Genomic DNA, 26,526 nt, shown 5'->3' with positions numbered 1-26,526 from the left:
GAAAATCCGACTTGATCTGTCAGTTTTTGGCTTCTAGAAATGCCGAGTGTAATTGTCAAGTATCCTCTTCCGGCTGCCTGACACCAAATCGCGCCCCAGCCCGGCCCTTGGGTTTCACCCGGCCTCCGCCAGACATGCGCCCCGTCCAGATTCGCATGACGAAAGGATGCCGCCATGGCCGACGGCCAGACACTGCCTCTTGATGCCCCCGCCATCCGTGCCCTGCGCGCGGAATCTCCCAAGACCCGCGCCCGCGATTTCGCGGCGGCGCACGGTCTGACCGAAGCGGCGCTGGTCGCTGCCCATATCGGCCATGGCACGGTCGCCATTGATGCGACGCCCGACCGGCTGTTCCCGCTGATCCGCGATCTGGGCGATGTGCTGGCGCTGACGCGGAACGAAAGTTGCGTGCATGAACGGCGCGGCACCTACAGCGACTATCGTGGCGGCCCGCATGCTGCCATGGTGCTGGACCCGGAAATCGACATGCGGATCTTCCCCTCGCACTGGCTGCATGGTTTCGCGGTCGAGGAAACCGCCGCGGATGGCACGGTCAAGCGCAGCCTTCAGGTCTTTGATGCGGCAGGCGATGCGGTTCACAAGGTGCATCTGAAGCCTGAATCGGATGCGGCGGCCTTTGCCCGTCTGGTCGATGCGCTGCGCCTGCCCGATCAACAGGCCGAGCGGAGCTATGAGGCCCGCAAGCCGGTGGAACCGGCGAAATCCGCCCCCGACCGCGCCGCTGCCCTGCGCGCCGACTGGGACCGCATGACCGACACCCACCAGTTTCTGAAACTGGTCAAGGCACAGAAGATGAATCGTCTGGGCGCCTATCGCGTGGCCGGGGCGCCTTATGCCGTGGCGCTGGAGCCGCGTGCGGTGACGGAAACGCTGACCCGCGCCGCAGAAGAACGCGTGCCGGTGATGATCTTCGTGGGCAACATGGGCTGCATCCAGATCCATGGCGGCCCGATCGAACGGGTGGTGCCGATGGGGCCGTGGATCAACGTCATGGACCCGCGCTTCAACCTGCATCTGCGCAGCGACCATATCGCCGAGGTCTGGTGCGTGAACAAGCCCACCCGCACCGGCGCCGCGATCAGCATCGAGGCTTTTGACGCCGAAGGCGGGCTGATCCTGCAAATCTTTGGCTATCGCAAGGATACCCCGGCAGATGCGTGGAACGCGCTGGCCCATTCGCTGCCGCGCCTGGAAGCGGTGCCGGCATGAAGGCTCTGACGCTGTCTGCACTGCTTCTGGCCAGCCCCGCGCTGGCCGGGGGCGAGCGGGTCATCACGCTTGGCGGCTCCGTCACGGAAATCGCCGTGGCGCTGGGCGCGCAGGACCGGCTGGTGGCGCGCGACACCACCTCGAACTTCCCGCCCGAGATCGAGGCTTTGCCCGATGTCGGCTACATCCGCGCGCTGTCAGCCGAAGGGGTGCTGTCGCTCGACCCTGACCTGATCGTGGCCGAAGGTGATGCCGGGCCGCAGCAGGCGGTGGATGTGCTGAAGGCGGCGGGTGCGCCCTTCGTGCTCGTGCCCGAAGACCCCACGCCGCAGGGGATAGCCGACAAGATCACCGCCGTCGCCGCCGCGCTGGACATGCCCGAGGCCGGTGCTGCGCTCGCGGCACAGGTGCAGGACGGGCTGGCCGCCGCCGAAGCCCGCGCCGCCGCCGTGACCGACCGCAAGCGTGTGCTGTTCATCCTGTCGCTGCAAGGCGGGCGGATCATGGCGGGTGGTGAAGGCACCGAAGCGGAGGGTATCATCCGTCTCGCGGGCGGTGAAAATGCCGCGACCGGATTTCAGGGCTACAAGCAGATCGCGGACGAGGCTGTCCTGACCGCCGCGCCCGATCTGATCCTGATGATGGCGCGCGAGGGGGATCTGTCCATCGCCGATGCCGATATCCTGGCCCATCCCGCGCTGGCCGAAACCCCGGCCGCGCGCAATGGGGCGCTGGTACGGATGGAAGGGATGCTGCTTCTGGGCTTCGGTCCCCGCACGCCCGAGGCAGCCCGCGCACTGTATGACGCGCTGTACGGCCAGGCAGGGGGCTGAGGATGGTGGCCCTCTCCCCCGTCGCCCATGGCCTCGCCCGTCCTGACCCGCGCCGCGTTACCTTGCTGCTGGCGCTTGGCACGCTGTTGCTGGCCCTGTTGTCGCTGGGCACCGGCGCGGCGGGGCTTGGCCCGACCGAGCTTCTGTCGGCGCTGACCGGCGAAGGGCTGGACCGGCGCGCGCAGGTGATCCTGTGGGACATCCGGCTGCCGCGTCTGGCGCTGGGATTGATGGTTGGCGCCGCGCTGGCGGTGTCAGGCGCGCTGATGCAGGGGCTGTTCCGCAATCCGCTGGCCGATCCGGGTATCGTCGGCGTCGGCGCGGGCGCGGGGCTGGGGGCGGTGCTGGCCATCGTGCTGGGCGGGCTGTTGCCCGCCGGGGTCGCCGCCTTTGTCGGCGCGCATCTGGTGCCGCTGGCGGCCTTTCTGGGCGGCTGGGTCGCCACGCTGCTGCTTTACCGCGTCGCCACGCGCGGCGGGCGCACCTCGGTTGCCACCATGCTGCTGGCCGGGATCGCGCTGGGGGCGCTGGCAGGCGCGCTGACCGGCATCCTCGTCTATCTGGCTGACGACCGGCAATTGCGCGATCTGACCTTCTGGGGCATGGGTTCGCTCGCCGGGGCAAGCTGGCCCCGCATCGGCGCCAGCCTGCCGCTGATCCTGCCGGTTCTGGTGCTGTCGCCGCTGCTCGCACGCGGGCTGAACGCGCTGGCACTGGGCGAGGCGCAGGCTGCCCATATGGGCATTGCCGTCGAGCGGGTGAAGCGCTTCGCCATCCTTGGCGTCGCCGCAGCGGCGGGCGCGGCGGTCGCGGTGGCGGGCGGCATCGGCTTTGTCGGCATCGTGGTGCCGCATCTGCTGCGCCTGCTGGGCGGGCCGGATCACCGCCATATCCTGCCACAGGCCGCGCTGCTGGGCGGCGGGCTGCTGGTCGGCGCCGATATGATCGCGCGCAGCCTCGTGGCCCCGGCCGAACTGCCCATCGGCATCGTGACGGCCTGCCTCGGCGCGCCGGTCTTCCTGTGGATTTTGCTGCGCCGCAAGGGCGGGATGGGGTTGTAGGATGCTGGAAACCCAAGACCTTCATGTCACGCTGGGACGGCGCGAGATCCTGCGCGGGCTGGACTTCACCGCCAGCCCCGGAACCGTTACCGCCATCATCGGGCCGAACGGATCGGGCAAAACCACCCTTCTGCGTGCCCTGACCGGCGAGGTACCCTATCGCGGGCGTGTAAACCTGAACGGGCATGACATCGCCCGCACACCGGGACCAAGGCTGGCCGGGTTCCGCGCCGTTCTGGCGCAGGAAACCCATGTCGCCTTTCCCTTCACCGCAGCCGAGATCGTGCGGCTGGGGCTGGAGGCCGGGATCGGTGCGCATGACCCGACCCTGCCCGAGCGCCTGCTGACCGAAGTCGACCTGCCCGGCTATGGCCCCCGCCCCTATCACGACCTGTCAGGGGGCGAACAGGCGCGGGTGCAACTGGCCCGCGTTCTGGCGCAGGCCCGCCAGCCGGTCACGCCGTCAGGCCCCGGCTGGCTGATGCTGGACGAACCCGTCGCCAGCCTCGACATCGCGCATCAGCTTCTGGTGATGCGGCTGGCGCAGCGGTTTGCCCGCGCGGGCGGCGGGGTGATCATGGTGCTACATGACCTCAACCTGACAGCCATGGTGGCGGACCGGGTACTGCTGATGGCGGGCGGGAGGCTGGCTGCACAGGGCGCCCCGGCAGAGGTTCTGGCCGATACGGTGCTGCAAACCGCCTTTGGCTGCGCCATCCGCGCCAATACCGCACCGGCAGAGGGGCCATGGGTCTTGCCGCAATCGGTGCTGACCGGAGCCTGACCCCGCGACGCGCAGTCAGGCCTCCGGGATCGGCAGCACGTCTCGGCGGCGCAATGTCTCCATCACAAAGCGGGAAATGATGGCGCGCAGGCGGACGGTCTGCGTCAGTTCCTGGTAGAAACGATCAAAGGCCGCCATATCAGGCACCACGACACGCAGCATGTAATCCATCGACCCGCCCAGACGATGAACCTCCATCACCTCGGGACGGGGATCGAGGGCGGCCAGAAACTCTGCCCGCCATTCATCACTGTGTTCGATGGCGGCAATTTCGACAAAGACCGTCAGCCCCAGCCCGACGCGCGCCGGATCGACCAATGCGACCCGGCCCGTGATGATGCCTGCCGCCTCCAGCTTCTGCACCCGTTTCCAGCAGGGGGTCTGTGACAGACCAACCTGATGGGCAAGCCGGGCCAGCGACTGGCTCGCGTCGCGCTGCAGTTCGGTCAGGATCTGGCGGTCGATCCGGTCCATCGCGGTCAGGCGGCGATGAAATCGCGGACGAAGGCTGTGGCGGGACGGGCACGGATATCCTGTGGTCGCCCGACCTGTTCGATCCGGCCCATCGACATGACGACGACCAGATCGGCCAGCTCCATCGCCTCTTCCTGATCATGCGTCACGAAGACCGAAGTCAGCCCCGTCGCATCGTGAATGTCGCGCAGTCCCTGTCGAAGTTCCTTGCGAACCCGCGCGTCCAGTGCCCCGAAAGGTTCGTCCAGCAACAACATGCGCGGCTCGATGGCCAGCGCACGGGCCAGCGCCACCCGCTGCCGCTGCCCGCCCGACAGTTGCGCAGGATAGCGCGCAGCGATGTCAGGCAACTGAATCAGGTCGAGCAGGCGTTGCACCCGGCGTGCGATTTCCGCCGCGGGGGGCCGCGTGGCACGGGGACGGGCCTTCAGGCCATAGGCGATATTCTCGAACACCGTCATGTGCCGGAACAGCGCGTAGGACTGGAACACGAACCCGGCCCGCCGCTCCTGCACTGTCAGCCCGGTGGCATCCTCGCCGTCAAACAGAACCCGACCGGAATTGGGGTATTCCAGCCCCCCCAGAATGCGCAGCAGGGTAGTCTTGCCCGATCCCGAAGGCCCGAGCAGCGCCACCAGCGCCCCCGAGGGGATGGACAGGCTGACCGGATGCAGCGCGGCGGTGGTGCCGAAGCTTTTGGCGATTTCGTCGATCTCGATATGCATGGCAGCCTCCTCAATGGCGGTGGGTTGCGGCGATCTGGTCGGCGTGGCGCCGCTCCAGCACGGTCTTGGCCAGCAGCGTGACCAGGGCGAGCAGTGTCAGCACGGCGGCAAGCGAGAAAGCCGCGACCGAAAGATATTCGTTGTAAAGCATCTCGATGGTGATCGGCATGGTCGCTGTCTGGCCCCGGATCTTGCCCGACACCACGGCCACCGCGCCAAACTCGCCCATGGCGCGGGCGTTGCACAGCAGCACGCCATACAGCAGCGCCCAGCGGATGTTGGGCAGCGTCACGGTGCGGAAGAGGTGCCAGCCACCCGCCCCCAGAGTCAGCGCCGCCTCCTCCTCGGCCCGGCCCTGCTCGATCATCACCGGGATCAGTTCGCGCGCGATGAAGGGGAAAGTGATGAACACGGTCGCCAGAACAATGCCCGGCAGTGCGAAGACGATGGGGAAACCCTGCGCCACCAGCCAGCCACCCAGCAGCGAATTGGCGCCGAACATCAGCACGATGCACAGCCCCGCCACCACCGGCGACACCGAGAACGGCAGGTCGATCAGTGTGATGAGGAACGCCTTTCCCCGGAAATCAAACCGGGTGATCAGCCAGGCGGCGGCGATGCCGAAGACCGCGTTCAACGGCACGGAAATCGCCGCAATCGTCAATGTCAGCCAAATCGCGGACAGCGCGTCCCGGTTGCCAAGGCTTTTCAGCGCCGCAAGCCAGCCCTGTTTCAGCGCCTCGGCAAAGACCGCGACCAGCGGGGCGCCGACCAGCAGGCCAAGGCCCAGCACAGCGACACCGATCAATGCGCGGCGGACCAGAGGCGACTCGTCGGTCGGGGCGCGAAAGGAAAAAGCGGACGCATCAGACATAGCCAATCCTCCGGCGGCTCCAGATCTGGATGAGGTTGATGGCCAGCAGCATGGCAAAGCTGATGGTCAGCATCGCGATGCCGATGGCCGCCGCCGCGTCATAGTTGAACTCTTCAAGCTGGATGACGATGAGCAGCGGCGCAATTTCGGTTTTCAGCGGGATATTTCCGGCGATGAAAATGACCGAACCGTATTCCCCCACCGCCCGCGCCAGCGCCAGTGCGAAGCCGGTCAGCGCGGCGGGGGCGAGCATGGGCAGGATGACCCGGCGCAGGGTCGTGAGACGGCTGGCCCCCAAAGTGGCGGATGCCTCTTCCACCTCGCGCTCGATCTCCTCGACCACGGGCTGAACGGTGCGTGCCACGAAGGGCAGGCCCACGAAGACCAGCGCGATCAGGATGCCGGTCTGGGTATAGGCGATCTTCCAGCCGATCTGTTGCGCCAGACCGCCCAGCACCCCGTTCGGCGCGTAAAGCGCGGTCAGGGCGATCCCCGCCACCGCTGTTGGCAGGGCGAAGGGCAGATCCACCGCCGCATCCAGCAGCCTGCGACCCGCAAAGCGGTAGCGCACCAGAACCCAGGCCAGCAGCGTGCCGAACACCAGATTGAAGATTGCGGCAAAGAATGACAGCCGGAACGACAGGAACAGCGCCGACCAGACACGCTCACGGTTCACCACATCCCACAGGTTGCCCGGCCCGAAGCTGACGCCCTTCGCAAGAAGGGCGCCCACCGGCAGCAGCACGACGATGGACAGCATCGTCAGGGTGATCCCCGCCGACAGGCCAAGGCCCGGCATCGGGGATCGTTGATACAGGGGCCTGCCCATCACCGCCTCACTTCGCCGTATAAATCTGGTCGAAGGTGCCGCCATCCCCGAAATGTTCGGGCTGCGCCTGTTTCCAGCCCCCGAAATGGTCGATGCCAACCAGATCGAGCTTCGGGAACCGCGCCACATCCGCCGGATCGGCCGCCGAACTGTCCCAGGCGCGATAGAAGTTGCGGAAGGCGATGGCCTGCCCTTCCGGCGAATAGAGGTATTCCAGATAGGCCGTCGCCAGCGCGCGCTGTTCGTCCGAAGCGATATTGCTCTCGACAAGGGCCACAGGCGGCTCGGCAAGGATCGAGACCGAGGGCACCACGATATCGAACTGATCGTCGCCCAGTTCCTTCAGTGCCAGATAGGCCTCGTTCTCCCACGCGAGCAGCACATCCCCGATGCCCCTCTGTGCGAAGGTCGTGGTCGCGCCCCGCGCGCCGCTGTCCAGAACCGGCACATGAGTGAACAGATCATGGACGAAGGTTTTCGGATCTTGCCCGTTCTTTTCGGCCCAGGCCCAGGCCGCCAGATAGTTCCAGCGCGCCCCGCCCGAGGTTTTCGGGTTCGGGGTGATCACCTCCACCCCGTCCCCGACCAGATCGCCCCAGTCCTGAATACCCTTCGGATTGCCCTCGCGCACCAGAAACACGATGGTCGAGGTATAGGGCGACGAATTGTGCGGCAGTTTCGATTGCCAGTCGGAGGGCAGCTTGCCAGCCTCGGCGATCTTGTCGATGTCCGAGGCCAGTGCCAGCGTCACCACCTGCGCGCCAAGGCCGTCGATGACCGACCGCGCCTGACTACCCGAACCGCCATGGCTGGTCTCCAGCGCGGGCGCCGGATGGCCCAGCCCGGTCCAGTGCTTTGCGAAGGCCGCGTCAAATTCGCGATAAAGTTCCCGCGTCGGATCATAGCTGACGTTCAGCAGGTTTTCGGCATGCAGAGGCGCCGGACCGACGAGCACGCCGGCGGCGAGCGTGACGGCAGCGAGGGTTGAGGCCAGCCATGCCCGCAACGAGACCGGCTGCCCGCGCACCGTTTTCAGGCCCGTGGAAATCGTGACCGTGCCATCACCATGCTCGGCCACCACAGGGCCCTGGGCGATGATATGGCGGGAAAGAGCAACAGAGCTGATCATGACGTTCTCCTGTCAATAGAGGCGGTCGATCCGCCGACACCTCAATCACGATCTATCTTATCGTTATTTGCAACAGAAAAATAACGCCTTAATTTGTCGTGATTATAGAATGATCTTCTACATGCCAATTTTTGTTGTTTTACTTCAAATATATAGACGAAGTACTCATGCGAGAAACTGACCCGGATCAGGCAGGGTCAGGCAGCATCCTCGGATAGTCAGCATCAAAACAGTGACTCACAAGCGATCAAAAAACAGGCAAATGATGCAAACGGCACCAGAACCCACCCCGGCATCCCCATCGGCAAAGGTGCCGGGCACAGGTGCAACACCCGCTCTGACCCCGCCAACTGACAGCTTGCGATTCTGCGGGAAATCCCGTTTAAGCGCGCCCGACAGCGCAAGCATCCGGCAGCCTTCGCACAGCGACCCCGGCCACGCGCAGCAACCTTCAGGGCGGCGTCCGCAGGACGCTTCCCGCATGATCTGGACACGTTTCACCTATACCGTGCCGCAAGGCATGGCGCGGCATCTCTGGTGGCCTTTGCCGCCAATCGCCCGACACGACCCTTGCCAGGAGCCTGCCTATGAACACGACCCTCAAGCTCGCCATCGGCAGCGTCATCGTCGGGGCAATCGTGCTGGCCATCAAGGCACTGGCCTGGTGGATCACCGGCTCGGTCGCGCTTTATTCCGATGCGCTGGAAAGCACGGTGAATGTCGCAACGGCCATCGCCGCGCTGATCGCAATTCGCGTGGCCTCGCGCCCCGCCGATGCCTCGCACCCCTACGGGCACCACAAGGCCGAATTCTTCAGTGCCGTGCTGGAGGGGGTGATGATCATCATTGCCGCCCTGCTGATCCTGCGCGAGGCGTTTCACGGCTTCATGAATCCGGTCGCGCTTGACCTGCCGATCGAGGGTCTGCTGATCAACGGGGCTGCGACCGTCATCAACGCGTTCTGGGCCTGGCTTCTGGTCACGCGCGGGCGCAGCGGCAAGTCACCGGCGCTGGTGGCCGATGGCAAGCACCTGTTCACCGATGTGATCACCTCGGCCGGGGTGGCCATTGGCGTGCTGCTGGCCATCGTAACGGATTGGTGGGTACTCGACCCGATCATGGCGGCGCTGGTGGCCGTCAATATCCTGTGGTCAGGTGCGAAAGTCGTGCGCGATTCGCTCAGCGGTCTGATGGACGAGGCCGTTCCGCAGGATGTACTGGACCGCGTGCGCAGCATCATCTCGACCGAAGCGGGCGGCGCGGTCGAGGCGCATGACCTGCGCACCCGCCACGCCGGCAAGGCGACCTTCATCGAATTTCACCTTGTCGTGCCCGGCGAGATGAGCGTTTTCGATGCCCATGAAATCTGTGACCAGGTGGAAGAAGCCCTGAAGACCGCTGTTCCGGGCGCACGGATCACCATTCATGTGGAGCCCGAACACAAGCAGAAACATGCTGGGATTGTCGTTCTGACCTGACATCGGAAGAAGAAGGCACCGTCACTCCCAGGAAACGCGCGAACAGGATGGAGCGACGGTGCCAATGTCCAGCTTTGGACCCGGACAAGCTGACTCTGCCCCGGAAATCGCCCCCGCGCCTTGACCTGCATCAAATGGCCGTGCGCACCCCTGCGTCCGCCTGTCGCAGCAGCCAGCGCACAAAAGCCGCCAGCGGCGCACGCATGGTGCCCGGACGATGCACGATGAAATAGCCCTCGCGGTCGGAATCCTCGTGCAACTGCCGCAACCGGCCGGCGGCAATGTCACGCTCGACAAAGGCGCGGGCGATCACCGCCACCCCCTGCCCGTCCCGTGCCGCGTCCAGCATCAGATTGCCCGGCAGCGAGATCATGCCCGCGCGACGGATCAGACCATGTTTCTCCAGAAACGCACTTGCCTCGGTGGTGCCCAGTTCCTGTAGCCATGGCAGGGCCGCCAGATGGGCCATATCCGACGCCATATGTTCGGGCACCAGCGCGGGCGCAGCCACCACCACGACCGAGGAGCGCAGCAAAAGCCGCGATTCAAGTCCGGGCCAGTCGCCGTTGCCGTAGCGCAGCGCGATATCGGCATCGCGTCCCAGTTCGCGCAGTTCCGAGGCCGGGTCGATCATCAGGTCGACGCCGGGATGGCGTGACCGGAAATCCGGCAGACGCGGCAACAGCCAGCCCCCGGCAAAAGCGGGGGTGGTGGTCACCCGTAACGGGCGCGTAGCCTCCGCCCCGGTGAGTTCGGCAATGATGGCCGCGATCTGGCCAAAGCCAAGCTCCAGCACATCGGCCAGCCGCCGTCCTTCGGTGGTCAGCACCAGCCGCCGCCCGCCGCGATCCACCAGCGCGATGCCCAGATGGGTTTCCAGCCCGCGGATTTGCTGGCTGATCGCAGCATGGGTCACGCCAATACGGGCGCCAGCCTCCTCCAGCCCGGAGGCAGAGGCAAAGGCTGAAAACGCCCGCAGCGCCGAGAGAGGCGGAAGATCACGCCATTCCGTCATGTAAGACTGACTTTCAAATCCAAAGAATCGCTGCCTCGCGAGACAGCATATTTTCAGGCACATTAAGGCATATAGAGAAGCCGGAGGTCAAAGAAATGCTTAACCTGATTGCACAAAGCCTGCTGATCGCGACGCGAATGGATCGCGGCACCGGGCGCGAAAAGCTCGCGGAGCAGCGGCGGCTGGAGGATGAATGGTTCTGGCAGGGGCGGAACACGCCGCAACAGGACCGGCACCGGGACTGAGGGACATGATATCCCCACAGTTCTGCCGTCCGAAATGAAAACCCCCGCCGGTGGCGGGGGTTTGTCGTTGCAGGGAACCTGCGATTACTCGCCGCCACCCAGGCTGTGCACATAGACCGACACCGCGCGGATCTGGTCTTCCGTCAGACGGGCGTTCCAGTTGGGCATCACGCCAAATCGCGCGTTGGTCACCGTTTCAGTGATCGTCGCCCGGTCACCGCCGTAAAGCCACACGGCGTCCGTCAGGTTCGGCGCGCCCTGCGCCCGGTCTCCGGTGCCGTTTTCCGCGTGGCAAGCCGCGCAGTTGTCGGCAAAGACCGTCGCCCCGGCAGCCGCCTTGGTCGCGTCATGTTCCTGCCCCGAGATCTGGAGGACGTATTCAACGACCTCCTCGATCTGCGGTTTTTCCAGCAGGCCATCAGCGCCGAACTTCGGCATTTCCGAATAGCGGGCATCGGCGTCGGTGGTGTTGCGGATACCATGGGTGACAGTCGTATGGATGTCCTCCATGGTGCCCCCCCACAGCCAGTCGTCGTCCAGCAGGTTGGGATAACCCTTGTTGCCGGCCGCGCCTGCCCCGTGGCACTGGGCGCACCAGGTCTTGAACACGGCGGCACCCGCAGCCTTGGCATAGCCGTCCAGTTCGGGATCGGTCGAGATCGCGTTCAGATCGGCGGCCACCAGCTTCGCCTTGATCGGTGCATTGGCGTCGTCGAACCGCTTGATCTCTTCCGCCACGGCGAGACGGGTATCACCCGCCGCGGTTTCGCCCGTCATGCCCTGCGTGGCGCTGCTGATCAGCGGCCAGGCCGGATAGGCGATGGTATAGCCGATCGCCCAGATGATCGTCAGGTAGAAGGTCCACAGCCACCAGCGCGGCATCGGGTTGTCATATTCCCGGATGCCATCCCATTCGTGCCCGGTGGTCGGAACCTCACCCGGTTTCTTTACTTGCTTGGCGCACATGTCTTACGCCTCCTTCAGTTTGCTGGCGTCCGGTTCCGCCCCGGACGCGGCGGGCCGCCTCTCGTTGCGGAAGATCGACATGGCGGCTTCGTTCTGTGCCTTGCGACTGCCGGGGCGGAAGGCGTAGAAAACCACGCCCACGAACACCAGCGTCATGAACAGAAGCATCCAACTGTCGGCGAAGTGGCGGAGAAGGCTATAAACGTCCATATCCCCCTCCTTACCGCGCCGGATCCGGCTGGAAGGTCGAGAAGTCGACCAGCGTGCCCAGCATTTGCAGATAGGCGATCAGCGCATCCATCTCGGTCAGCTGCGGCTGGCCGTCGAAGTTGCGGGTCTGCGCCTTGGGATACCGTGCCAGAAGGCCCTCGGTATCGGCATCGGGCGAAGCCTGCGCCGCAAAGTCGGCCTCGGCATTCTCCATCATCTCGTCGGTATAGGGAACACCGACCAGACGGTTGGCCGACATCGAGTCCTTGATGTAGCGGGCGTCGATGACGTTGCCCATCAGGAACTCATACTTCGGCATCACCGATTCCGGCACCACAGATTGCGGGTTCTTCAGGTGGTCGACATGCCATTCGTCGGAATAGCGGCCACCCACGCGGGCCAGATCCGGCCCGGTGCGCTTGGAGCCCCACTGGAACGGATGGTCATACATCGATTCCGCCGCGAGGCTGTAATGGCCATAGCGTTCGACCTCGTCGCGCATCGGACGGATCATCTGGCTGTGGCAGACATAGCAGCCTTCACGGATGTAGATTTCACGCCCCGCAAGCTCCAGCGGGCTGTAGGGGCGCATCCCCTCCACCTTCTCGATGGTGTTTTCGAGGTAGAACAGCGGCACGATCTGCACCAGACCGCCAATCGTCACCACGAGGAAGGACAGCACGAGCAGCAGCGTCGCATGCGTCTCGATGGCCTTGTGTTTGTCAAGAAAAGCCATTGCAGTCGCTCCTCATTCTGCCGGGACGAAGTTGTTCGCGTTGACAGCCGCCTTGGCAGGCTGGGCACGAACGGTCATCCACAGGTTGTAGCACATGATGATTGCCCCGGAGAGGAACATGACCCCACCCAGCGCGCGCACCACATACATCGGGAACTTCGCGGCCACGGTATCGGCGAAGGCGTTGACGAGGAAGCCATTGGCATCCACTTCGCGCCACATCAGGCCTTCCATGATGCCGGTCACCCACATAGACGAGGCGTAGAGCACGATGCCGATGGTCGCCAGCCAGAAGTGCCAGGACACGAGGCTCAGGCTATACAGCCGTTCGCGGTTCCACAGGCGCGGCACGAGGAAGTAAAGCGCGCCGAAGGTGATCATGCCGTTCCAGCCAAGCGCGCCGGAGTGGACGTGACCAATGGTCCAGTCGGTGTAGTGCGACAGCGAGTTCACCGCCTTGATCGACATCATCGGACCTTCAAAGGTCGACATGCCGTAGAAACCGATGGACACCACCATCATGCGGATGATCGGATCGGTGCGCAGCTTGTCCCAGGCGCCCGAAAGCGTCATCAGGCCGTTGATCATGCCACCCCACGACGGCATCCACAGCATGATCGAGAACACCATGCCCAGAGTCGAGGCCCAGTCCGGCAGCGCGGTATAGTGCAGGTGGTGCGGACCGGCCCAGATATACAGGAAGATCAGCGCCCAGAAGTGGATGATCGACAGCTTGTAGCTGAAGACCGGACGTTCAGCCTGTTTCGGCACGAAGTAATACATCATGCCCAGGAAGCCAGCGGTCAGGAAGAAGCCCACGGCGTTGTGGCCATACCACCATTGCGTCATCGCATCCTGCACGCCCGAGAACAGCGAGACCGATTTCGACGACAGGAAGCTGACCGGGATTGCGAGGTTGTTCACCACATGCAGCAGCGCCACGGTAACGATGAACGACAGGTAGAACCAGTTCGCCACATAGATATGCGGCTCTTTCCGCATGATCACCGTGCCCAGGAACACCAGCAGGAACGAGACCCAGACCACCACGATCCACCAGTCGATGTACCAGACGGTTTCGGCATATTCCTTGCCCTGCGAGCCGCCCAGTACATAGGAGGTCGCCGCGAGCACGATCATCAGTTGCCAGCCCCAGAACACGAACCACGCCAGATTGCCGCCCCACAGGCGCGCGGCGCTGGTGCGCTGAACGACGTAGAAGGCGGTACAGATCAGGGCGTTGCCCCCGAAGGCGAAGATCACGGCCGAGGTGTGAAGCGGACGCAGGCGTCCGAAGTTCAGAATCCCCTCGACGCCGGGAATGTTGAGTGCGGGGAAAGCCAGCTGGAAGGCGATGACCACCCCCACCAGAAAGCCCACGACGCCCCAGAAGGCCGTCGCAATGACGCCGGCGCGCACCACACCGTCGTTATATTCATTCACGGCTACCGTGACCGGCTCACCCATGCGGCGTGCCACCCAGATAAAGGTGATGGCTGCCGCAAGCATGACGACGATCGCGTTAACCTGATAAGGCAGGTCGTGCGCGTAATTGGCGGCGATCGCGGCGAAGACCGCGACCACGCCAAGCACGACCAGTTTAACGTAATCCCACATTTTGCGTCCCTTCGTCTTGGCCCGGTCCATCCCGCTGGTCGGCGAGTCGCCCGGACGCTTTTCGACTGTCCCGCTTTCGCAGATGCGGCGACAGGTGGCATTGATCCATGTCAACCCAAGGGACCCCGCAGGTTGATCGAAGTCAATGCGGCATGCTGCCCGCGCGGCTATAGTGTCCATTATCCAAACGCGCGAGGAGATTGAGAAAATGAGCTACAAGACCCTCACAACCGTCGTCACTTCGGCAGAGGAGGCGCAAGCCACCATAGCCCCGGTGGCACGGCTTGCGGATGCGCTGGACGCGCATCTTGATGTGCTGGCGCTCGGGGTTGACCGGACCCAGGTCGGCTATGCCTATATCGGGGGTGGCAGCGTCATCCTTCAGGCCGCACTTGACCAGGCCGAGGCCGAGGCCCGTGCCACCGAAGCCGCCGCACGGGCGGCGCTTGAGGAATATTCCGCCGACCAGCGGTGGGCGGTTGAAAGTGCTGTCGCCCAGTTGGGCGCGCTGTCCGATCTGGTATCGCTGAAGGCACGTTTCTCGGATCTGGTTGTTCTGCCCCCGCCCTATGGCAAGGGCAAATCCTCCGAGGCGGAAGCCGTGGTCGAGGCGGCCCTGTTCGAAAGTCAGGCCCCCGTTCTGGTCCTGCCCGAAACAGTCCGCGAAGTCACGATGCCGCAACGCGTGGTCATCGGCTGGAACCAGAGCCGCGAGGCCATGGTGGCAGTGCGCCGCGCCCTGCCCTTCCTGAAAGGCGCGCAGATGGTTAACATCGCCATCATCGACCCGCCGCAGCACGGTCCCGAACGGTCCGACCCCGGCGGCGCGCTGTGTCAGATGCTGGTGCGCCATGGCGTGAAGGCAGAGGTTTCGGTGCTGGCCCGGACCATGCCGCGCATCTCGGACGTGCTGAACCGCCATGTCCGCGACATCGACGCCGACATGCTGGTGATGGGCGCCTATGGCCATTCGCGTTTCCGCGAGGCCATTCTGGGCGGCGCCACCCGCAATATGCTGGAACACGCCGAAGTGCCGGTGCTGATGGCCCACTGATCCCGGCCGCGCCCGCTTTGGCGGGCGCGGGCCTTTTGATCACGCGGAACGGATCTGCCTCTGCCAGTAGGCGTGCAATTCCTCAACCTTCGCGCTTGTCAGCAATGGCATCGCGGGCCGGAGCTGATCTTCCGACCAGTCCCACCACTTCATCTCCAGCAGAAGCGCGACGGCGCTCTCATCGAACCGGCTTCGAATGGTCTTCGCCGGATTGCCCGCCACGATGGCATAGGGCGCGACGTCGCGGGTCACCAGAGCCCGCGTGCCGATCACGGCGCCATCGCCGATCGTCACCCCCGGCATGATGATGGCCTCTGACCCGATCCAGACATCATTTCCAATGACCGTATCCCCTGCGGGACGATAGCCATTTTCCGCGCCATCGAAGGCAGCAACCTCTGGCATCCAGAAAAAGGGAAAGGTGCTGACCCAATCATTCCGGTGGCCCTGATTGCCCGCCATGATGAAGGCCGCCCCCGACCCGATGGAACAGAAGCTGCCGATGACCAGGCGGTCAGCCCCTTCATCCGGCAACAGATATCGCGCACAGTCGTCAAAGCTGTGGCCGTGATAGTATCCTGAATAGTAGCTGAACCGCCCGACAGTGATGTTCGGGTTCGTCACCTGCCGGTCGAGTGTCACCCCGCGGAAGGGGCTGTCAAAATAGTTCTTCATTTGCAGTTCTCTGAATGGACAAGGGTAATCGCGCTCAGGCGAAGAAAGCGCAATCGCGAGGGCGATGCGCTATGGCCCTGCCACAAGGCGCAGGGCGTCCTTCAGATGGTTCGGTCCGCAGATTTCACGGGGTCCTCGAAGACGCTGCACGGAACGCCCGGCAATCATAGGGAAGATGCCGCCGGGCGCAAGTCAGCCCAGCACGCCGCCGTCGCTGTCGTCGCCCGCCTCTTCCAGCAGGAGGTCGAAATCGGGGATGGTGACGTGGCGCTTGCCATCCAGCAGGATGATCCCCTCACGCCGCAGGGCCGAGATCTGGCGGCTGACGGTTTCCAGAGTCAGGCCCAGATAATCGGCCATTTCCTCGCGCGTCAGCGGCAGGTCAAACACCAGCGGCCCCTTCGCCGCCTTCAGCTTCAGCGTCGCGTCGCGCCGGGCGATGATGGCCAGAAGCGAGGCGATCTTTTCCCGCGCCGTCTTGCGCCCCAGAAGCAGCATCCATTCACGCGCGGCGTCCAGCTCGTCCAGCGTCATCTCCAGCAGGCGCTGGCCGATGTGAGGCGTGGACAGCATCATGTCCTCGAACGGCTTCTTGCGGAAACAGCACATCACCAGATCGGTGGTCGCCGTCACATCATAGGCCGCAGTGGACCGGCCGGGCCGCCCGACGAAATCCGATGGCAGCAACAGCCCGACCATCTGGCGACGGCCATCTTCCATCGTCTGCGTCAGTGTGGCGATACCGCTGACAACGGACGCCACGAAATCCATCCGGTCGCCCGACCAGACAACCGTCTGACCGGCCTGATAGGAGCGGTAATATTTGATCTGCTCCAGCCGCGACAGCTCATCCGCCTCGCAGCGGGCACAGACCGCACGGTGTCTGATGGGGCAATCCCCGCACTCGTGATGCACTGGGTGCATGTCCTGCATCGGCATCCCGGTTTCCTGGTCTTGATCTGGGTCAAGGCTGTTGCGCGTTACGCCTTCTAATCTAGTGGCATGGACAAGGAATCGCAACTCACCCGGCTCGGTCTTTTCGACGCGCGTGTGCCCCGCTACACCAGCTACCCCACGGCCCCGCATTTCGGAAACGACGTCAGCCCTGCGCTGTTTACCCGCTGGATCGAGACGATTCCGGCCGGATCTGCAATCTCGCTCTATCTGCATGTGCCGTTCTGCCGGCGCCTGTGCTGGTTCTGCGCCTGCCGCACGCAGGGCACGTCCAGCGACGAGCCGGTGCTGGCCTATGTGCAGACCCTGAAGGCAGAAATCGCGCTCTTGAAGGCGCATCTGCCGCAGGGCGTGCATCTGAGCCGCCTGCACTGGGGCGGTGGCACGCCGACACTGCTGAAGCCCGACATGATCCGCGATCTGGCAGCAACGGTGTTCGATGCGGTGCCGATGGGCGAAGGCGCGGAGTTTTCGGTCGAGATTGACCCCGACGAGGTGGATGCTGTGCGGCTGGACGCGCTGGCGGCAGCGGGGATGAACCGCGCCTCGATCGGCGTTCAGGATTTTGACCCTGAAATTCAGGCCACCATCGGCCGTATCCAACCTTACGATCTGACCAAACGTGTCGCTGACATGATCCGTGACCGTGATGTTCGCAGCCTCAATGCCGATATCCTTTACGGGCTGCCGCACCAGACCCAGGCACGGATTGCCGACAGCGTGCAGAAATTGCTGACACTCTCCCCCGACCGGGTGGCACTTTACGGCTACGCCCATGTGCCTTGGATGAGCCGTCGCCAGCAACTTATCCCCTCGGATGCCATCCCAACCCCGCAGGAGCGGCTGAAGCTGTTTGAAACAGCAGCGCAGCTGTTCGACTGGGACGGATACGAATCCATCGGCATCGACCATTTCGCGCGTCCTGATGACGGGCTGGCGGTAGCGGCCCGGAGCGGCGGCTTGCGGCGGAATTTCCAGGGCTATACCGATGACCGTGCCGATGTGCTGGTGGGGCTTGGTGCCTCCAGCATCTCGCGCTTTCCGCAGGGCTATGCGCAGAACGCCTCGGGCACCTCGGATTACACCAAATCCGTGCGCGCCGGGCATTTCACCACGCATCGCGGCCATGTGTTCAGCGGTGAAGACAAGCTGCGCGGCCGCATCATCGAGGCGCTGATGTGCGACTTCCACGTCTCGCGGGCAGAGTTGCTCCGCGATTTCGCTACCGATGACGCCGCGCTGTCGGCCATGTTCGCGGCGGCGAAGGCTCAGTTCGGCGAAATGGTGCGTGTCGATGCGGACGGCCTGTCCATCCCGGTGCCCGCCCGCCCGCTGACCCGGATGATAGCCCGCACCTTCGACGCCTATGACCATAGCAAGGCCCAGCATTCCGCGGCGATCTGAGGGGGCCGGACCGCCGCTGCAAAGAGGCTGCGCTCCGGCATGACGGGATCGCGCTGCGCTGTGCGGCCACCGCACCGCAGGGCGGTGTTGAAACCCAGACGAGTGCCGAGGGCTGGACGGTGGTTCTGCCCGGCACCGCGACCTCGGGCGAGGCGGCGGGGACGATCAGGATTGACAGCACCCGCTTCACCGGAACTTTTTCGGCGGTGAGGACGGCTTGATCTGGTTTCTCGACCCCGAACAGCAGGCCGCACTGCGCAACGGCACACACCTGACCGCCCTGGCAGGAACGCTTGCGGCGCTGACGGGCTTGGCGGCGGCGATGCGGAAGGTGCAGGAATGCCTTGAGCGCGAGGGCGTGGCCCCCTGAACCCCGCTCCCCTCGATTCCTGACCCTCAGGCCGAAGGGCCGAAGCTTTCCACCCACTCCACCATCTGCGGCAGGCAGACCGTGCGCAGGTCATAGCCTTTGACAATGGTTTCACGCGCGGCGCGTCGAAGGTCCATGAACCGTTCGGGCCGCGCAAGCGCACGGGTGATCATCTTCGACCAGCCCTCGACATCGAAGAAATCGACCAGACGGCCATTCACCCCGTCTTCGATCAGTTCGGCCACCGGCGCGGTGCGCGAGCCCACGACCATGCATCCGGCGCCCATCGCCTCCAGCATCGACCAGCTCAGCACGAAAGGATAGGTCAGATAGGCGTGCACGCGGCTGACCTGCATCATGCTGACAAAGGTGGGATACGGCACCTTGCCCATGAAATGCACCCGCGACATATCCAGCCGGTCCTTCACCTGATCCAGATAGATGTTCTTCCAGCTTTGGCCCTCGGGCGCGGGACGGCCATAGCTGACCTCATCACCGCCCACGATCACCACCTGCGCCTCCGGCCGTTCGGCCATGATGGCGGGCAGCGCCCGCATGAAGGTGTGATAGCCGCGATAGGGTTCCAGATTGCGGTTCACGAAGGTCAGCACCTCGTCCCCCGCCTTCAGAACCCTGCCATTCGGAAGCGTCAGCGTTGCGGTCGGATCGGGCTTCATCACGCCGGTATCCACACCGTCGAAGATGACCTTGATCCGTTCTCGCAGGATCGGCGGATAGGTGCTGGCCTGCCAGCGCGTCGGCGACAACCCTGCATCGGCATGCAGCAGCGCCTGCCCCAGATGCGTGGTGCGGCCCTGGGCGATGATGACCTGATCGAAATTCGGGCGGTCGAATTCGGGATCAAACCCGACATCCGCGCCACGGCCCTTGTAGTAAAATTCGGCATAGACCAGCAGCTTCGCCTCGGGCCAGACCTCTTTCAGAAACAGCGTCTCGCCCCAGCCGGAATGGCCGAAGATCACGTCGGGAACATAGCCCTGCTCGCGCATCTGCATCGCGGCGCGGGCCACGGTGACGCCGCGGTCGCTCATCTGTGTGTAGTTGCGGCCCAGACGGCAGGCCTGCGGATCGGGCGCCGGGCTGTTGTGGCGATATTTCACAACCCGGATTTCAGAGCTTCGGTTGTTGGTCGTATCCGTCAGCGCGATGCAGTCATGGCCACGCCGCTGCATTTCCGGTGCCAGATGCAGGAACTGGGCAGGGAAATTCTGGTGAACGAAAAGAATTTTCATGCAATGCCTCGTCACGCGCCGAAAGCGGCGGCCATCAGGGCACGGGTATACTCGGTTTGCGGTGTCTCGAACACCGCCTGCCCGTCTCCGGCTTCCACAACGTCGCCATTCCGCATCACCAGAACCTTGTGCGACAGCGCCCGCACCACCCGCAGGTCGTGGCTGATGAACAGATAGGCAAGGCCGTATTTGCGCTGCAACGCGCGCAGCAGGTCGACGATCTGCACCTGCACCGTCATGTCCAGCGCCGATGTCGGTTCATCCAGCACCACCAGTTTCGGCCGCAGGATCATGGCGCGTGCCACCGCGATGCGCTGGCGCTGCCCGCCGGAAAATTCATGCGGGTAACGCCCCATGGCGGCCGGGTCCAGCCCGACCTCAACCATGATGTCGCTGACCATCTCGCGCCGGTTGCGACCCGGTTCAAGACCGTGAACGCCCAGACCTTCGGCAATGATCTCCTCCACCGTCATCCGGGGGCTGAGCGATCCGAAAGGGTCCTGAAACACGATCTGCATGTCACGGCGCAAGGGGCGCAGCTGGCGGCTGTGCCAGCCCGAGATTTCCTGGCCCATGAACACGATCCGCCCTTCCGAACCGATCAGCCGCATGATGGCCAGCGCCAGCGTCGTCTTGCCAGAGCCGCTTTCACCGACGATGCCCAGCGTCTCGCCCGCGCGGACAGAGAGGCTTGCGTCGTTCACCGCCTTCACATGGCCGGTGACCTTGCGCATGAGGCCGCTGTGGATCGGGAACCAGACGCGCAGGTTTTCGGTGCGCACCAGTTCGGGCGCACCCTCGGGCACCGGATCGGGGCGGCCCTTCGGTTCTGCCGCCAGCAGCTTCCGGGTATAGGGGTGCTGCGGATTGGCAAAGATTTCGGCTGCGGGCCCCTGTTCGACAACCTCGCCGTCCTTCATCACGCAGACACGGTCGGCGATGCGCCGCACGATCCCCAGATCATGCGTGATGAACAGCATCGACAACCCTTCGCTGCGCTTCAGATCCGCCAGAAGGTCAAGGATCTGCGCCTGAATCGTCACATCGAGCGCGGTGGTCGGCTCATCCGCGATCAGCAGTTCCGGCCCGTTGGCCAGTGCCATGGCGATCATCACGCGCTGCCGCTGCCCACCCGAAAGCTGATGCGGATAAGATCCCAGCCGGCTTTCGGCATCGCGGATACCGACCTTGTTCAACAGATCGACAACCCGCGCCCGCGCCGCCTGTCCCCGCAGCCCCTGATGCAGCGCAAGGCTTTCGGTCAGCTGCTTTTCGATCGTGTGCAGCGGGTTCAGGCTGGTCATCGGCTCCTGAAAGATGAAGCTGATGTCATTGCCCCGGATACGGCGCAGATCCGCCTCGGGCGCGCCCACCATTTGCGTGCCCTGATAGGTGATGGAGCCCTCCATCATCGCGCTGTCAGGCAAAAGTCCCACGGTGGACAGCGCCGTCACCGACTTGCCCGACCCGCTTTCCCCCACCAGCGCGACCGTCTCGCCCCGGTCGACGCTGAAGCTCACATCCCGCACCGCATGGACGATGCGGCCGTCCTGCCGAAAGCGCACGTTCAGCTTTTCAACGGACAGAACGCTCATCGGAAGGTCTTTCTGGGGTCGAAAGCATCGCGCACGCCTTCAAAGATGAAAACCAGCAGCGACAGCATCAGGGCGAAGGTGGTGAAGGCGGTAAAGGCCAGCCAGGGTGCTTGAAGGTTGTCCTTGGCCTGTTGCGTCAACTCGCCCAGCGAGGGGGCCGAGGCTGGCAAACCAAAGCCCAGAAAATCCAGCGCGGCTAGCGTGCCAATGGTGCCGGTGACAAGGAAGGGCAGCATGGTCAGCGTCGCGACCATCGCATTGGGCAGCACATGGCGCACCATGATCACCCGGTCAGGTACGCCCAGCGCCCGCGCCGCGCGCACATATTCAAAATTGCGCGCGCGCAGGAATTCGGCCCGCACCACGCCGATCAGCGAGGTCCAGCCAAACAGCACCATCAGCCCGATCAGGAGCCAGAAGCTCATCTGCCAGATCGCGCCGACGATGATGATGATGTAAAGCGAGGGCGTGGCGCCCCAGATTTCAATCACGCGCTGGAAGGTCAGATCGACCCAGCCACCAAAATAGCCCTGCACCGCCCCTGCCGCGATACCGATGACACTGGTCAGCGCGGTCACGATCAGGGCGAAACTGATCGACAGGCGGAAGCCATAGATCACCCGCGCCAGCACATCGCGCGCGGTGTCATCAGTGCCCAGCCAGTGCTGCGCATCGGGGGCCGAAGGCGCAGCCCCGCCCAGATCGTTGATCGTGTTATAGCTGTAGGGGATCGGTGCCCAAAGCAGCCAGCCGGGCACCACCGGCTGCCCGTCCACCGCACCGGCCCTGGCCTGCGTCAGCACCCCTTCAGGATCGTCCCAGCAGGCTTCCGCCCCCTGCGCGACGATCAGGCATTGCACCTCGGGGTCTCGATAGGCGGCTTCGGTCTGGAAGTCGCCGCCGAAGGTGGTTTCGGGGTAGAACTTCAGGAAGGGCGTGTAATACTCCCCCTTGAAACTGACCAGCAGCGGCTTGTCATTGGCGATCAGCTCCGCTCCCAGTGACAGGCCGAACAGCACGGCAAAAATCCACAGCGACCAGAAGGCCCGGCGATTGGCCTTGAAATTGCGCCAGCGGCGCTGGTTCAGCGGCGAAAGCGCCATGGTCAGCCCCTCCGCTCAAAATCAATGCGCGGATCGACCAGCACATAGGTCATGTCAGAAATGATCCCGACCACCAGCCCCATCAGCCCGAAGATGAACAGCGTCCCGAACAGCACCGGATAATCGCGGTTCACCGCCGCCTCGAAGCCAAGGCGACCAAGGCCATCCAGCGAGAAGATCGTCTCGATGATGATGGACCCGCCGAAGAACACGCTGATGAAGACCGCCGGAAAACCGGCGATGACGATCAGCATGGCATTGCGGAACACATGGCCATACAGCACACGGCTTTCCGTCAGCCCCTTGGCCCGTGCCGTCATCACATATTGCTTGCGGATTTCATCCAGAAAGCTGTTTTTCGTCAGGAGCGTCAGTGTGGCAAAGCTGGAAATGGTGGAGGCGGTGACCGGCAGCACGATATGCCACAGGTAATCCGTGATCTTGCCCCAGAGGCTCATCTGGCTCCATCCATCCGAGGTGAGGCCCCTGAGCGGGAACCACTGCCAGTAAGAGCCGCCCGCGAACAAAACCAGCAGCAGGATGGCAAACAGGAAGCCCGGAATCGCATAGCCCACGATGATCATGGCCGAGGTCCAGGTGTCGAAAGCAGACCCGTCGCGCACCGCCTTGCGGATGCCCAGCGGAATGGAAATCAGATAGGCAATCAGCGTGGACCACAGGCCCAGCGTGATCGAGACCGGCATCTTTTCCAGCACCAGATCGGTGACGCTGATCGACCGGAAGTAGCTTTCGCCGAAATCGAAGCGCAGGTAATTGCCCATCATGATTCCAAAGCGTTCCAGCAGCGGGATCGGCTCCTTGTGGCATTCGGGCGCGCGGGTGCTGACCGGGCCGGTATAACCCTCGGCACAGATGATACGGGCAAAGCCGAACTGCGCCTCCAGATCATCAATGAAATCGGCGGGCAGACCGCGCGCACCGATATAGCCGGACTCGTTGCCCGCCCCCGCTGCGGGCGCCCCGCCCGACCCGGCATCTCCGCCCCCGCCGGAAATCGACTGAAAGGCATCGCCCGCGCCATCCAGCCGGGCCAGAACCTGTTCCACCGGCCCGCCGGGCACGAACTGGGTCAGCACGAAATTGATGACCATGATCCCGAGCAGGGTCGGAATGATCAGCAGAAGCCTGCGCAGCAGATAGGCGCCCATGTCAGCGCAGCGCCCCCTGGGCCTTCATGACGCCCAGCTTCGCCTCGTCCATCCACCACAACCCGTCGCCGCGCGAATAGGGCGGCTGCTCCGGCGGGCGGCCGAAGACATCCCAATAGGCGACCAGATACTTGCCGCTGTACCAGTTCGGCACCCAGATCTGCTTGAACCGCAGCACCCGGTCCAGCGCCTTGGCGCGCACAGTCAGTTCCTCGCGGGTTTTCGAGGCGATGACCAGTTCGACCAGGTCGTCCAGCACCGGATCGGCAACCCCGCTGAGATTGGCCGAGCCCTTGGCATCGGCGGATTCGGTGGTGAAGAACTGGCGCAATTCGACCGAAGGGGTTTGCGACATCACGAAACGACCGCTGATGATGTCGTATTCGAAATCCTCTTGCCGCTGCTGCATCTGCGCCGCGTCGATATGGGTCAGCCGTGCGTCGATGCCCAAGGCCCTGAGGTTGGCGATATAGGGGTTCAGCACGCGATCGAACGAAGGCTGATCCTCGATGAATTCCAGCGTGAACACCTGCCCCTTGTCATTGCGGCGCAGCCCGCCCTCGCCCACTTTCCAGCCCGCCTCGTCCATCAGGGCAGAGGCCTGGCGCAGGATCTTGCGATCAAGCTGCCGCAGCTTGCCGGTCGCGGGGTCTGTCGCCTCGTAAACCGGCGGCTCGTAGGCCGGTTCGGTGAAGATTTCAGGCGGCAGCCGGTCGCGGAATTGCTCCAGCACCGCAAGCTCCTCGCCCTCTGGCAGGCCCTCGGCTTGCAGGGGCGAGTTTTCAAAGAAGCTGTCGGTGCGTTTGTAAAGATCGAAGAACAGCGTCTGGTTCGACCATTCGAAGTTGAACATCATGCCCAGCGCCTGCCGCACCCGCGGATCGGCAAACTTCTCGCGCCGCAGGTTGAACCAGAAGCCCTGCGTGCCCGAGGGGTTGTTGTCGGCCAGTTCCTCGCGCTTGACCCAGCCCTTCTTCAGCGCGGGAAAATCATAGGCCGTTGCCCAGATCAGCGAGGAAAACTCCTGCTGCAACAGATAGCCACCGGATTTGAACGCCTCGAAGGCCGCCGTGGTATCGGCGTAGTATTCGTAGGTGTAGCAGTCGAAATTCGCACCCCCGATGTTCACCGGCAGGCTGGCACCCCAGTAATCGGGGTTACGGCAATAGGTGATCGACCGTCCGGGCTTCACATCCTTCACCACAAACTGACCCGAGCCGACCGGCGGCACCAGCGTCGAGGCGGTGAAATCCACCTTATCGTAATAATGTTTCGGCAGGATCGACAGCCCCCCCGCCAGTGCGGGCAGGTCACGGGTGGCGACGCCGGGCCGGAAGGTGAACTTCACGCGATGCGGGTCCAGCGCCTCGACCTTTTCAATGTCCTTGAGCGCCACCTTGTAGCTGGGCGCGCCCTTGTCCAGCAGCACCTCGTAGGTGAATACCACATCCGCCGCCGTGATCGGCTCACCATCCGAAAAGGTTGCCTCGGGGCGCATGTTGAAGATCACCCACGACCTGTCTTCGGGGTATTCGAGGCTGGACGCCACCAGCCCGTAAGAGGCATCGGGTTCGTCGGGCGAACCGCTCATCAGGCTGTCATAAAGCAGCCCAAGCCCCTGCGCAGGTTCGCCTTTCAGGATGAAGGGATTCAGGCTGTTGAAGGTAGAGCTGGCGCCGGTGCCACGAAAGCTCATGGTGCCGCCCTTGGGCGCATCCGGATTCACATAGTCGAAATGCGCGAAATCGACCGGATATTTCAGATCCCCGAAGGTCGAGATGCCATGCGCATGGATCACCTTTTCCTCGGCCGAAACAGGCGCTGCCGCCACAACCGCCAGCAACCCCGGCCCGATCACCCGCATCGGATGAAACTTGCGGCGGATCGGGCGGGCTGGGGTGTGCGGCATGAAACTCTCCTGCGGCCTTCTTGGCGTGCGTTTGGCCTGAGAGTAACGGAAATTCCCCTGCCCTCAAGGCGCGTTTGCGTTATCCGGGGCGCGTTTGCGTTATCCGTCGTGAATGCCGCAAATGAAAAGGCCACCCGCAAGGGGTGGCCCGACCATTGCGCAAGAAGCGCGGGATCACGGATGTGCGGTCGCCAGCCAGGCGATCAGATTCGCACGGTCGTCGATCTTCGGCAGACCGGCGAAGGACATCTTGGTGCCCGGCGCATAGCCTTTCGGGTTGGTCAGGAAATGTTCCAGATTCTCGGGGGTCCAGGTGTCGCCCGCCATCGCCTTCAGCGCGTCCGAATAGCCGAAGCCCTCGACCGAGGCTTTCGCACGGTTCACGACGCCGTCCAGATGCGGGCCGGTGCTGTTGGTGCCATCGACCTTGTGGCAGGCCTTGCACTTAGCGAAAACCTTCTCGCCCTTGGCCGGATCGGCGGCGGCATAGACTTCGTCCCACGAGGGGCCGGCCTCTGCGCCTGCGTCACCTGCGCCGCCGGCATCGGCGACCTCGATCACATAGCTTTGCGATTCTTCGCCTTCGCCATGGCCACCTTCCATCGAATACAGCGCCGTGGCAGCCCAGTTGCCCAGAAGGAACACGAGCAGCGACCCGCAGACCGCACCCAGCACCTTCGTGAAAGTCATCGTGTCGAACATGTCGCGTCCCGTTTTGGCATGAAGCTGAGGGGGCTTCTATCCGCTTCCCCGCACGGGTTTCAAGGTGTAGTAGCACCTCCGGCCCCGTAAATGCGGCGATTTGACCACGCGAGGGGCAGGAAGGAAAGCAGA

At 63.9% G+C, this 26,526-nt stretch carries 28 protein-coding genes; 9 read left to right on the top strand and 19 right to left on the bottom strand.

Going from position 1 to position 26,526, the window contains the following annotated elements:
• Positions 1 to 174 precede the first annotated feature (174 nt).
• From C8N34_RS22515 to C8N34_RS22500, 4 genes are read left to right on the top strand one after another with little or no spacing between them, the layout of a single operon-like run.
• The gene (locus C8N34_RS22515; protein ID WP_108130583.1) at positions 175 to 1,230 is read left to right on the top strand and encodes a hemin-degrading factor; all 1,056 of its coding nucleotides are present in this window, start codon (positions 175 to 177) and stop codon (positions 1,228 to 1,230) included.
• A complete protein-coding gene (locus C8N34_RS22510; RefSeq protein WP_108130582.1) occupies positions 1,227 to 2,063 on the top strand; it encodes a heme/hemin ABC transporter substrate-binding protein in 837 nt (278 codons plus the stop codon). The genes C8N34_RS22515 and C8N34_RS22510 overlap by 4 nt, the downstream gene beginning before the upstream one ends.
• Before the next feature lie 2 nt (positions 2,064 to 2,065).
• Positions 2,066 to 3,124: a FecCD family ABC transporter permease gene (locus tag C8N34_RS22505; RefSeq protein WP_108130581.1), complete on the top strand. Its 1,059-nt coding sequence runs from the start codon at positions 2,066 to 2,068 to the stop codon at positions 3,122 to 3,124.
• Between the two features lies 1 nt (position 3,125).
• The gene (locus C8N34_RS22500) at positions 3,126 to 3,908 is read left to right on the top strand and encodes a heme ABC transporter ATP-binding protein (protein ID WP_108130580.1); all 783 of its coding nucleotides are present in this window, start codon (positions 3,126 to 3,128) and stop codon (positions 3,906 to 3,908) included.
• A 15-nt stretch (positions 3,909 to 3,923) separates the two neighbouring features.
• On the opposite strand, the gene C8N34_RS22495 is transcribed toward C8N34_RS22500, so the two are convergent.
• From C8N34_RS22495 to C8N34_RS26495, 6 genes are all read right to left on the bottom strand, one after another.
• Positions 3,924 to 4,382: an Lrp/AsnC family transcriptional regulator gene (locus tag C8N34_RS22495; RefSeq protein ID WP_054304223.1), complete on the bottom strand. Its 459-nt coding sequence runs from the start codon at positions 4,380 to 4,382 to the stop codon at positions 3,924 to 3,926.
• A gap of 5 nt (positions 4,383 to 4,387) precedes the next feature.
• Positions 4,388 to 5,107: a sulfate/molybdate ABC transporter ATP-binding protein gene (locus tag C8N34_RS22490; RefSeq protein ID WP_054304224.1), complete on the bottom strand. Its 720-nt coding sequence runs from the start codon at positions 5,105 to 5,107 to the stop codon at positions 4,388 to 4,390.
• Positions 5,108 to 5,117: 10 nt separating this feature from the next.
• Positions 5,118 to 5,981 carry a sulfate ABC transporter permease subunit CysW gene (cysW, locus tag C8N34_RS22485; protein ID WP_108130579.1) on the bottom strand — a complete coding sequence of 288 codons (864 nt, stop codon included), beginning with the start codon at positions 5,979 to 5,981 and terminating at the stop codon, positions 5,118 to 5,120.
• Positions 5,974 to 6,810, bottom strand: a complete 837-nt coding sequence (gene cysT / locus C8N34_RS22480; protein WP_054304226.1) for a sulfate ABC transporter permease subunit CysT — start codon at positions 6,808 to 6,810, stop codon at positions 5,974 to 5,976. The genes cysW and cysT overlap by 8 nt, the downstream gene beginning before the upstream one ends.
• A 7-nt stretch (positions 6,811 to 6,817) precedes the next feature.
• Positions 6,818 to 7,939 carry a sulfate ABC transporter substrate-binding protein gene (locus C8N34_RS22475; protein ID WP_108130578.1) on the bottom strand — a complete coding sequence of 374 codons (1,122 nt, stop codon included), beginning with the start codon at positions 7,937 to 7,939 and terminating at the stop codon, positions 6,818 to 6,820.
• Positions 7,940 to 8,176: 237 nt separating this feature from the next.
• The gene (locus C8N34_RS26495; protein ID WP_158640786.1) at positions 8,177 to 8,347 is read right to left on the bottom strand and encodes a hypothetical protein; all 171 of its coding nucleotides are present in this window, start codon (positions 8,345 to 8,347) and stop codon (positions 8,177 to 8,179) included.
• 179 nt (positions 8,348 to 8,526) lie between these two features.
• Between C8N34_RS26495 and C8N34_RS22470 the strand changes: the two genes are divergently transcribed.
• On the top strand, positions 8,527 to 9,417 hold the full coding sequence (locus C8N34_RS22470; RefSeq protein ID WP_108130577.1) for a cation diffusion facilitator family transporter: 891 nt from the start codon (positions 8,527 to 8,529) through the stop codon (positions 9,415 to 9,417).
• 130 nt (positions 9,418 to 9,547) lie between these two features.
• On the opposite strand, the gene C8N34_RS22465 is transcribed toward C8N34_RS22470, so the two are convergent.
• Positions 9,548 to 10,432, bottom strand: coding sequence for a LysR family transcriptional regulator (locus C8N34_RS22465; RefSeq protein ID WP_108130576.1), 885 nt, complete (start codon positions 10,430 to 10,432; stop codon positions 9,548 to 9,550).
• A 95-nt stretch (positions 10,433 to 10,527) separates the two neighbouring features.
• Between C8N34_RS22465 and C8N34_RS26490 the strand changes: the two genes are divergently transcribed.
• Entirely contained in the window at positions 10,528 to 10,677 is a 150-nt protein-coding gene (locus C8N34_RS26490; RefSeq protein ID WP_158640787.1) for a hypothetical protein, read from the top strand.
• Between the two features lie 84 nt (positions 10,678 to 10,761).
• On the opposite strand, the gene ccoP is transcribed toward C8N34_RS26490, so the two are convergent.
• Genes ccoP through ccoN form a run of 4 tightly spaced genes read right to left on the bottom strand, consistent with a single transcriptional unit; the run spans position 10,762 to position 14,206 of the window.
• The gene (gene ccoP / locus C8N34_RS22460; protein ID WP_054304230.1) at positions 10,762 to 11,643 is read right to left on the bottom strand and encodes a cytochrome-c oxidase, cbb3-type subunit III; all 882 of its coding nucleotides are present in this window, start codon (positions 11,641 to 11,643) and stop codon (positions 10,762 to 10,764) included.
• A gap of 3 nt (positions 11,644 to 11,646) precedes the next feature.
• Entirely contained in the window at positions 11,647 to 11,853 is a 207-nt protein-coding gene (locus C8N34_RS22455) for a cbb3-type cytochrome c oxidase subunit 3 (protein WP_108130575.1), read from the bottom strand.
• Positions 11,854 to 11,863: 10 nt separating this feature from the next.
• Positions 11,864 to 12,589, bottom strand: a complete 726-nt coding sequence (gene ccoO, locus C8N34_RS22450; protein WP_054304232.1) for a cytochrome-c oxidase, cbb3-type subunit II — start codon at positions 12,587 to 12,589, stop codon at positions 11,864 to 11,866.
• Between the two features lie 12 nt (positions 12,590 to 12,601).
• The gene (gene ccoN / locus C8N34_RS22445; protein WP_054304265.1) at positions 12,602 to 14,206 is read right to left on the bottom strand and encodes a cytochrome-c oxidase, cbb3-type subunit I; all 1,605 of its coding nucleotides are present in this window, start codon (positions 14,204 to 14,206) and stop codon (positions 12,602 to 12,604) included.
• Positions 14,207 to 14,414: 208 nt separating this feature from the next.
• Here ccoN and C8N34_RS22440 point away from each other — a divergent pair, with 208 nt between their 5' ends.
• Entirely contained in the window at positions 14,415 to 15,260 is an 846-nt protein-coding gene (locus C8N34_RS22440; RefSeq protein ID WP_108130574.1) for a universal stress protein, read from the top strand.
• Positions 15,261 to 15,299: 39 nt separating this feature from the next.
• On the opposite strand, the gene catB is transcribed toward C8N34_RS22440, so the two are convergent.
• Both catB and fnrL read right to left on the bottom strand, forming a co-directional pair.
• Positions 15,300 to 15,935 (bottom strand): type B chloramphenicol O-acetyltransferase, encoded by a 636-nt coding sequence (gene catB, locus C8N34_RS22435; protein ID WP_108130573.1) that lies wholly within the window; start codon positions 15,933 to 15,935, stop codon positions 15,300 to 15,302.
• 192 nt (positions 15,936 to 16,127) lie between these two features.
• Positions 16,128 to 16,874 (bottom strand): transcriptional regulator FnrL, encoded by a 747-nt coding sequence (fnrL, locus tag C8N34_RS22430; RefSeq protein WP_054304235.1) that lies wholly within the window; start codon positions 16,872 to 16,874, stop codon positions 16,128 to 16,130.
• Between the two features lie 63 nt (positions 16,875 to 16,937).
• Here fnrL and hemN point away from each other — a divergent pair, with 63 nt between their 5' ends.
• Together hemN and C8N34_RS26485 are read left to right on the top strand one after the other, a co-directional pair.
• Entirely contained in the window at positions 16,938 to 18,293 is a 1,356-nt protein-coding gene (gene hemN, locus C8N34_RS22425; RefSeq protein WP_108130572.1) for an oxygen-independent coproporphyrinogen III oxidase, read from the top strand.
• A 217-nt stretch (positions 18,294 to 18,510) separates the two neighbouring features.
• Positions 18,511 to 18,663, top strand: a complete 153-nt coding sequence (locus C8N34_RS26485) for a hypothetical protein (RefSeq protein WP_158640788.1) — start codon at positions 18,511 to 18,513, stop codon at positions 18,661 to 18,663.
• A gap of 26 nt (positions 18,664 to 18,689) precedes the next feature.
• Here C8N34_RS26485 and C8N34_RS22420 read toward each other — a convergent pair whose 3' ends face one another.
• The 6 genes from C8N34_RS22420 to C8N34_RS22395 form a co-directional block, all read right to left on the bottom strand.
• Positions 18,690 to 19,916: a glycosyltransferase family 4 protein gene (locus C8N34_RS22420; RefSeq protein ID WP_108130571.1), complete on the bottom strand. Its 1,227-nt coding sequence runs from the start codon at positions 19,914 to 19,916 to the stop codon at positions 18,690 to 18,692.
• An 11-nt stretch (positions 19,917 to 19,927) separates the two neighbouring features.
• Positions 19,928 to 21,511, bottom strand: a complete 1,584-nt coding sequence (locus tag C8N34_RS22415) for an ABC transporter ATP-binding protein (RefSeq protein WP_108130570.1) — start codon at positions 21,509 to 21,511, stop codon at positions 19,928 to 19,930.
• Positions 21,508 to 22,614 (bottom strand): ABC transporter permease, encoded by a 1,107-nt coding sequence (locus C8N34_RS22410; protein WP_108130569.1) that lies wholly within the window; start codon positions 22,612 to 22,614, stop codon positions 21,508 to 21,510. The genes C8N34_RS22415 and C8N34_RS22410 overlap by 4 nt, the downstream gene beginning before the upstream one ends.
• Positions 22,615 to 22,616: 2 nt before the next feature.
• Positions 22,617 to 23,783, bottom strand: a complete 1,167-nt coding sequence (locus C8N34_RS22405; RefSeq protein ID WP_054304240.1) for a microcin C ABC transporter permease YejB — start codon at positions 23,781 to 23,783, stop codon at positions 22,617 to 22,619.
• Position 23,784: 1 nt separating this feature from the next.
• Positions 23,785 to 25,692: an extracellular solute-binding protein gene (locus tag C8N34_RS22400; RefSeq protein ID WP_108130568.1), complete on the bottom strand. Its 1,908-nt coding sequence runs from the start codon at positions 25,690 to 25,692 to the stop codon at positions 23,785 to 23,787.
• Between the two features lie 174 nt (positions 25,693 to 25,866).
• A complete protein-coding gene (locus tag C8N34_RS22395) occupies positions 25,867 to 26,394 on the bottom strand; it encodes a c-type cytochrome (RefSeq protein WP_054304242.1) in 528 nt (175 codons plus the stop codon).
• Positions 26,395 to 26,526: the final 132 nt, after the last annotated feature.

This window comes from Gemmobacter caeni, assembly GCF_003054195.1.
In the GTDB taxonomy this organism is placed as follows: domain Bacteria; phylum Pseudomonadota; class Alphaproteobacteria; order Rhodobacterales; family Rhodobacteraceae; genus Gemmobacter; species Gemmobacter caeni.
Note: the sequence above shows the minus strand (reverse complement) of the source record. Positions and strands in the feature narration are given on the sequence as shown.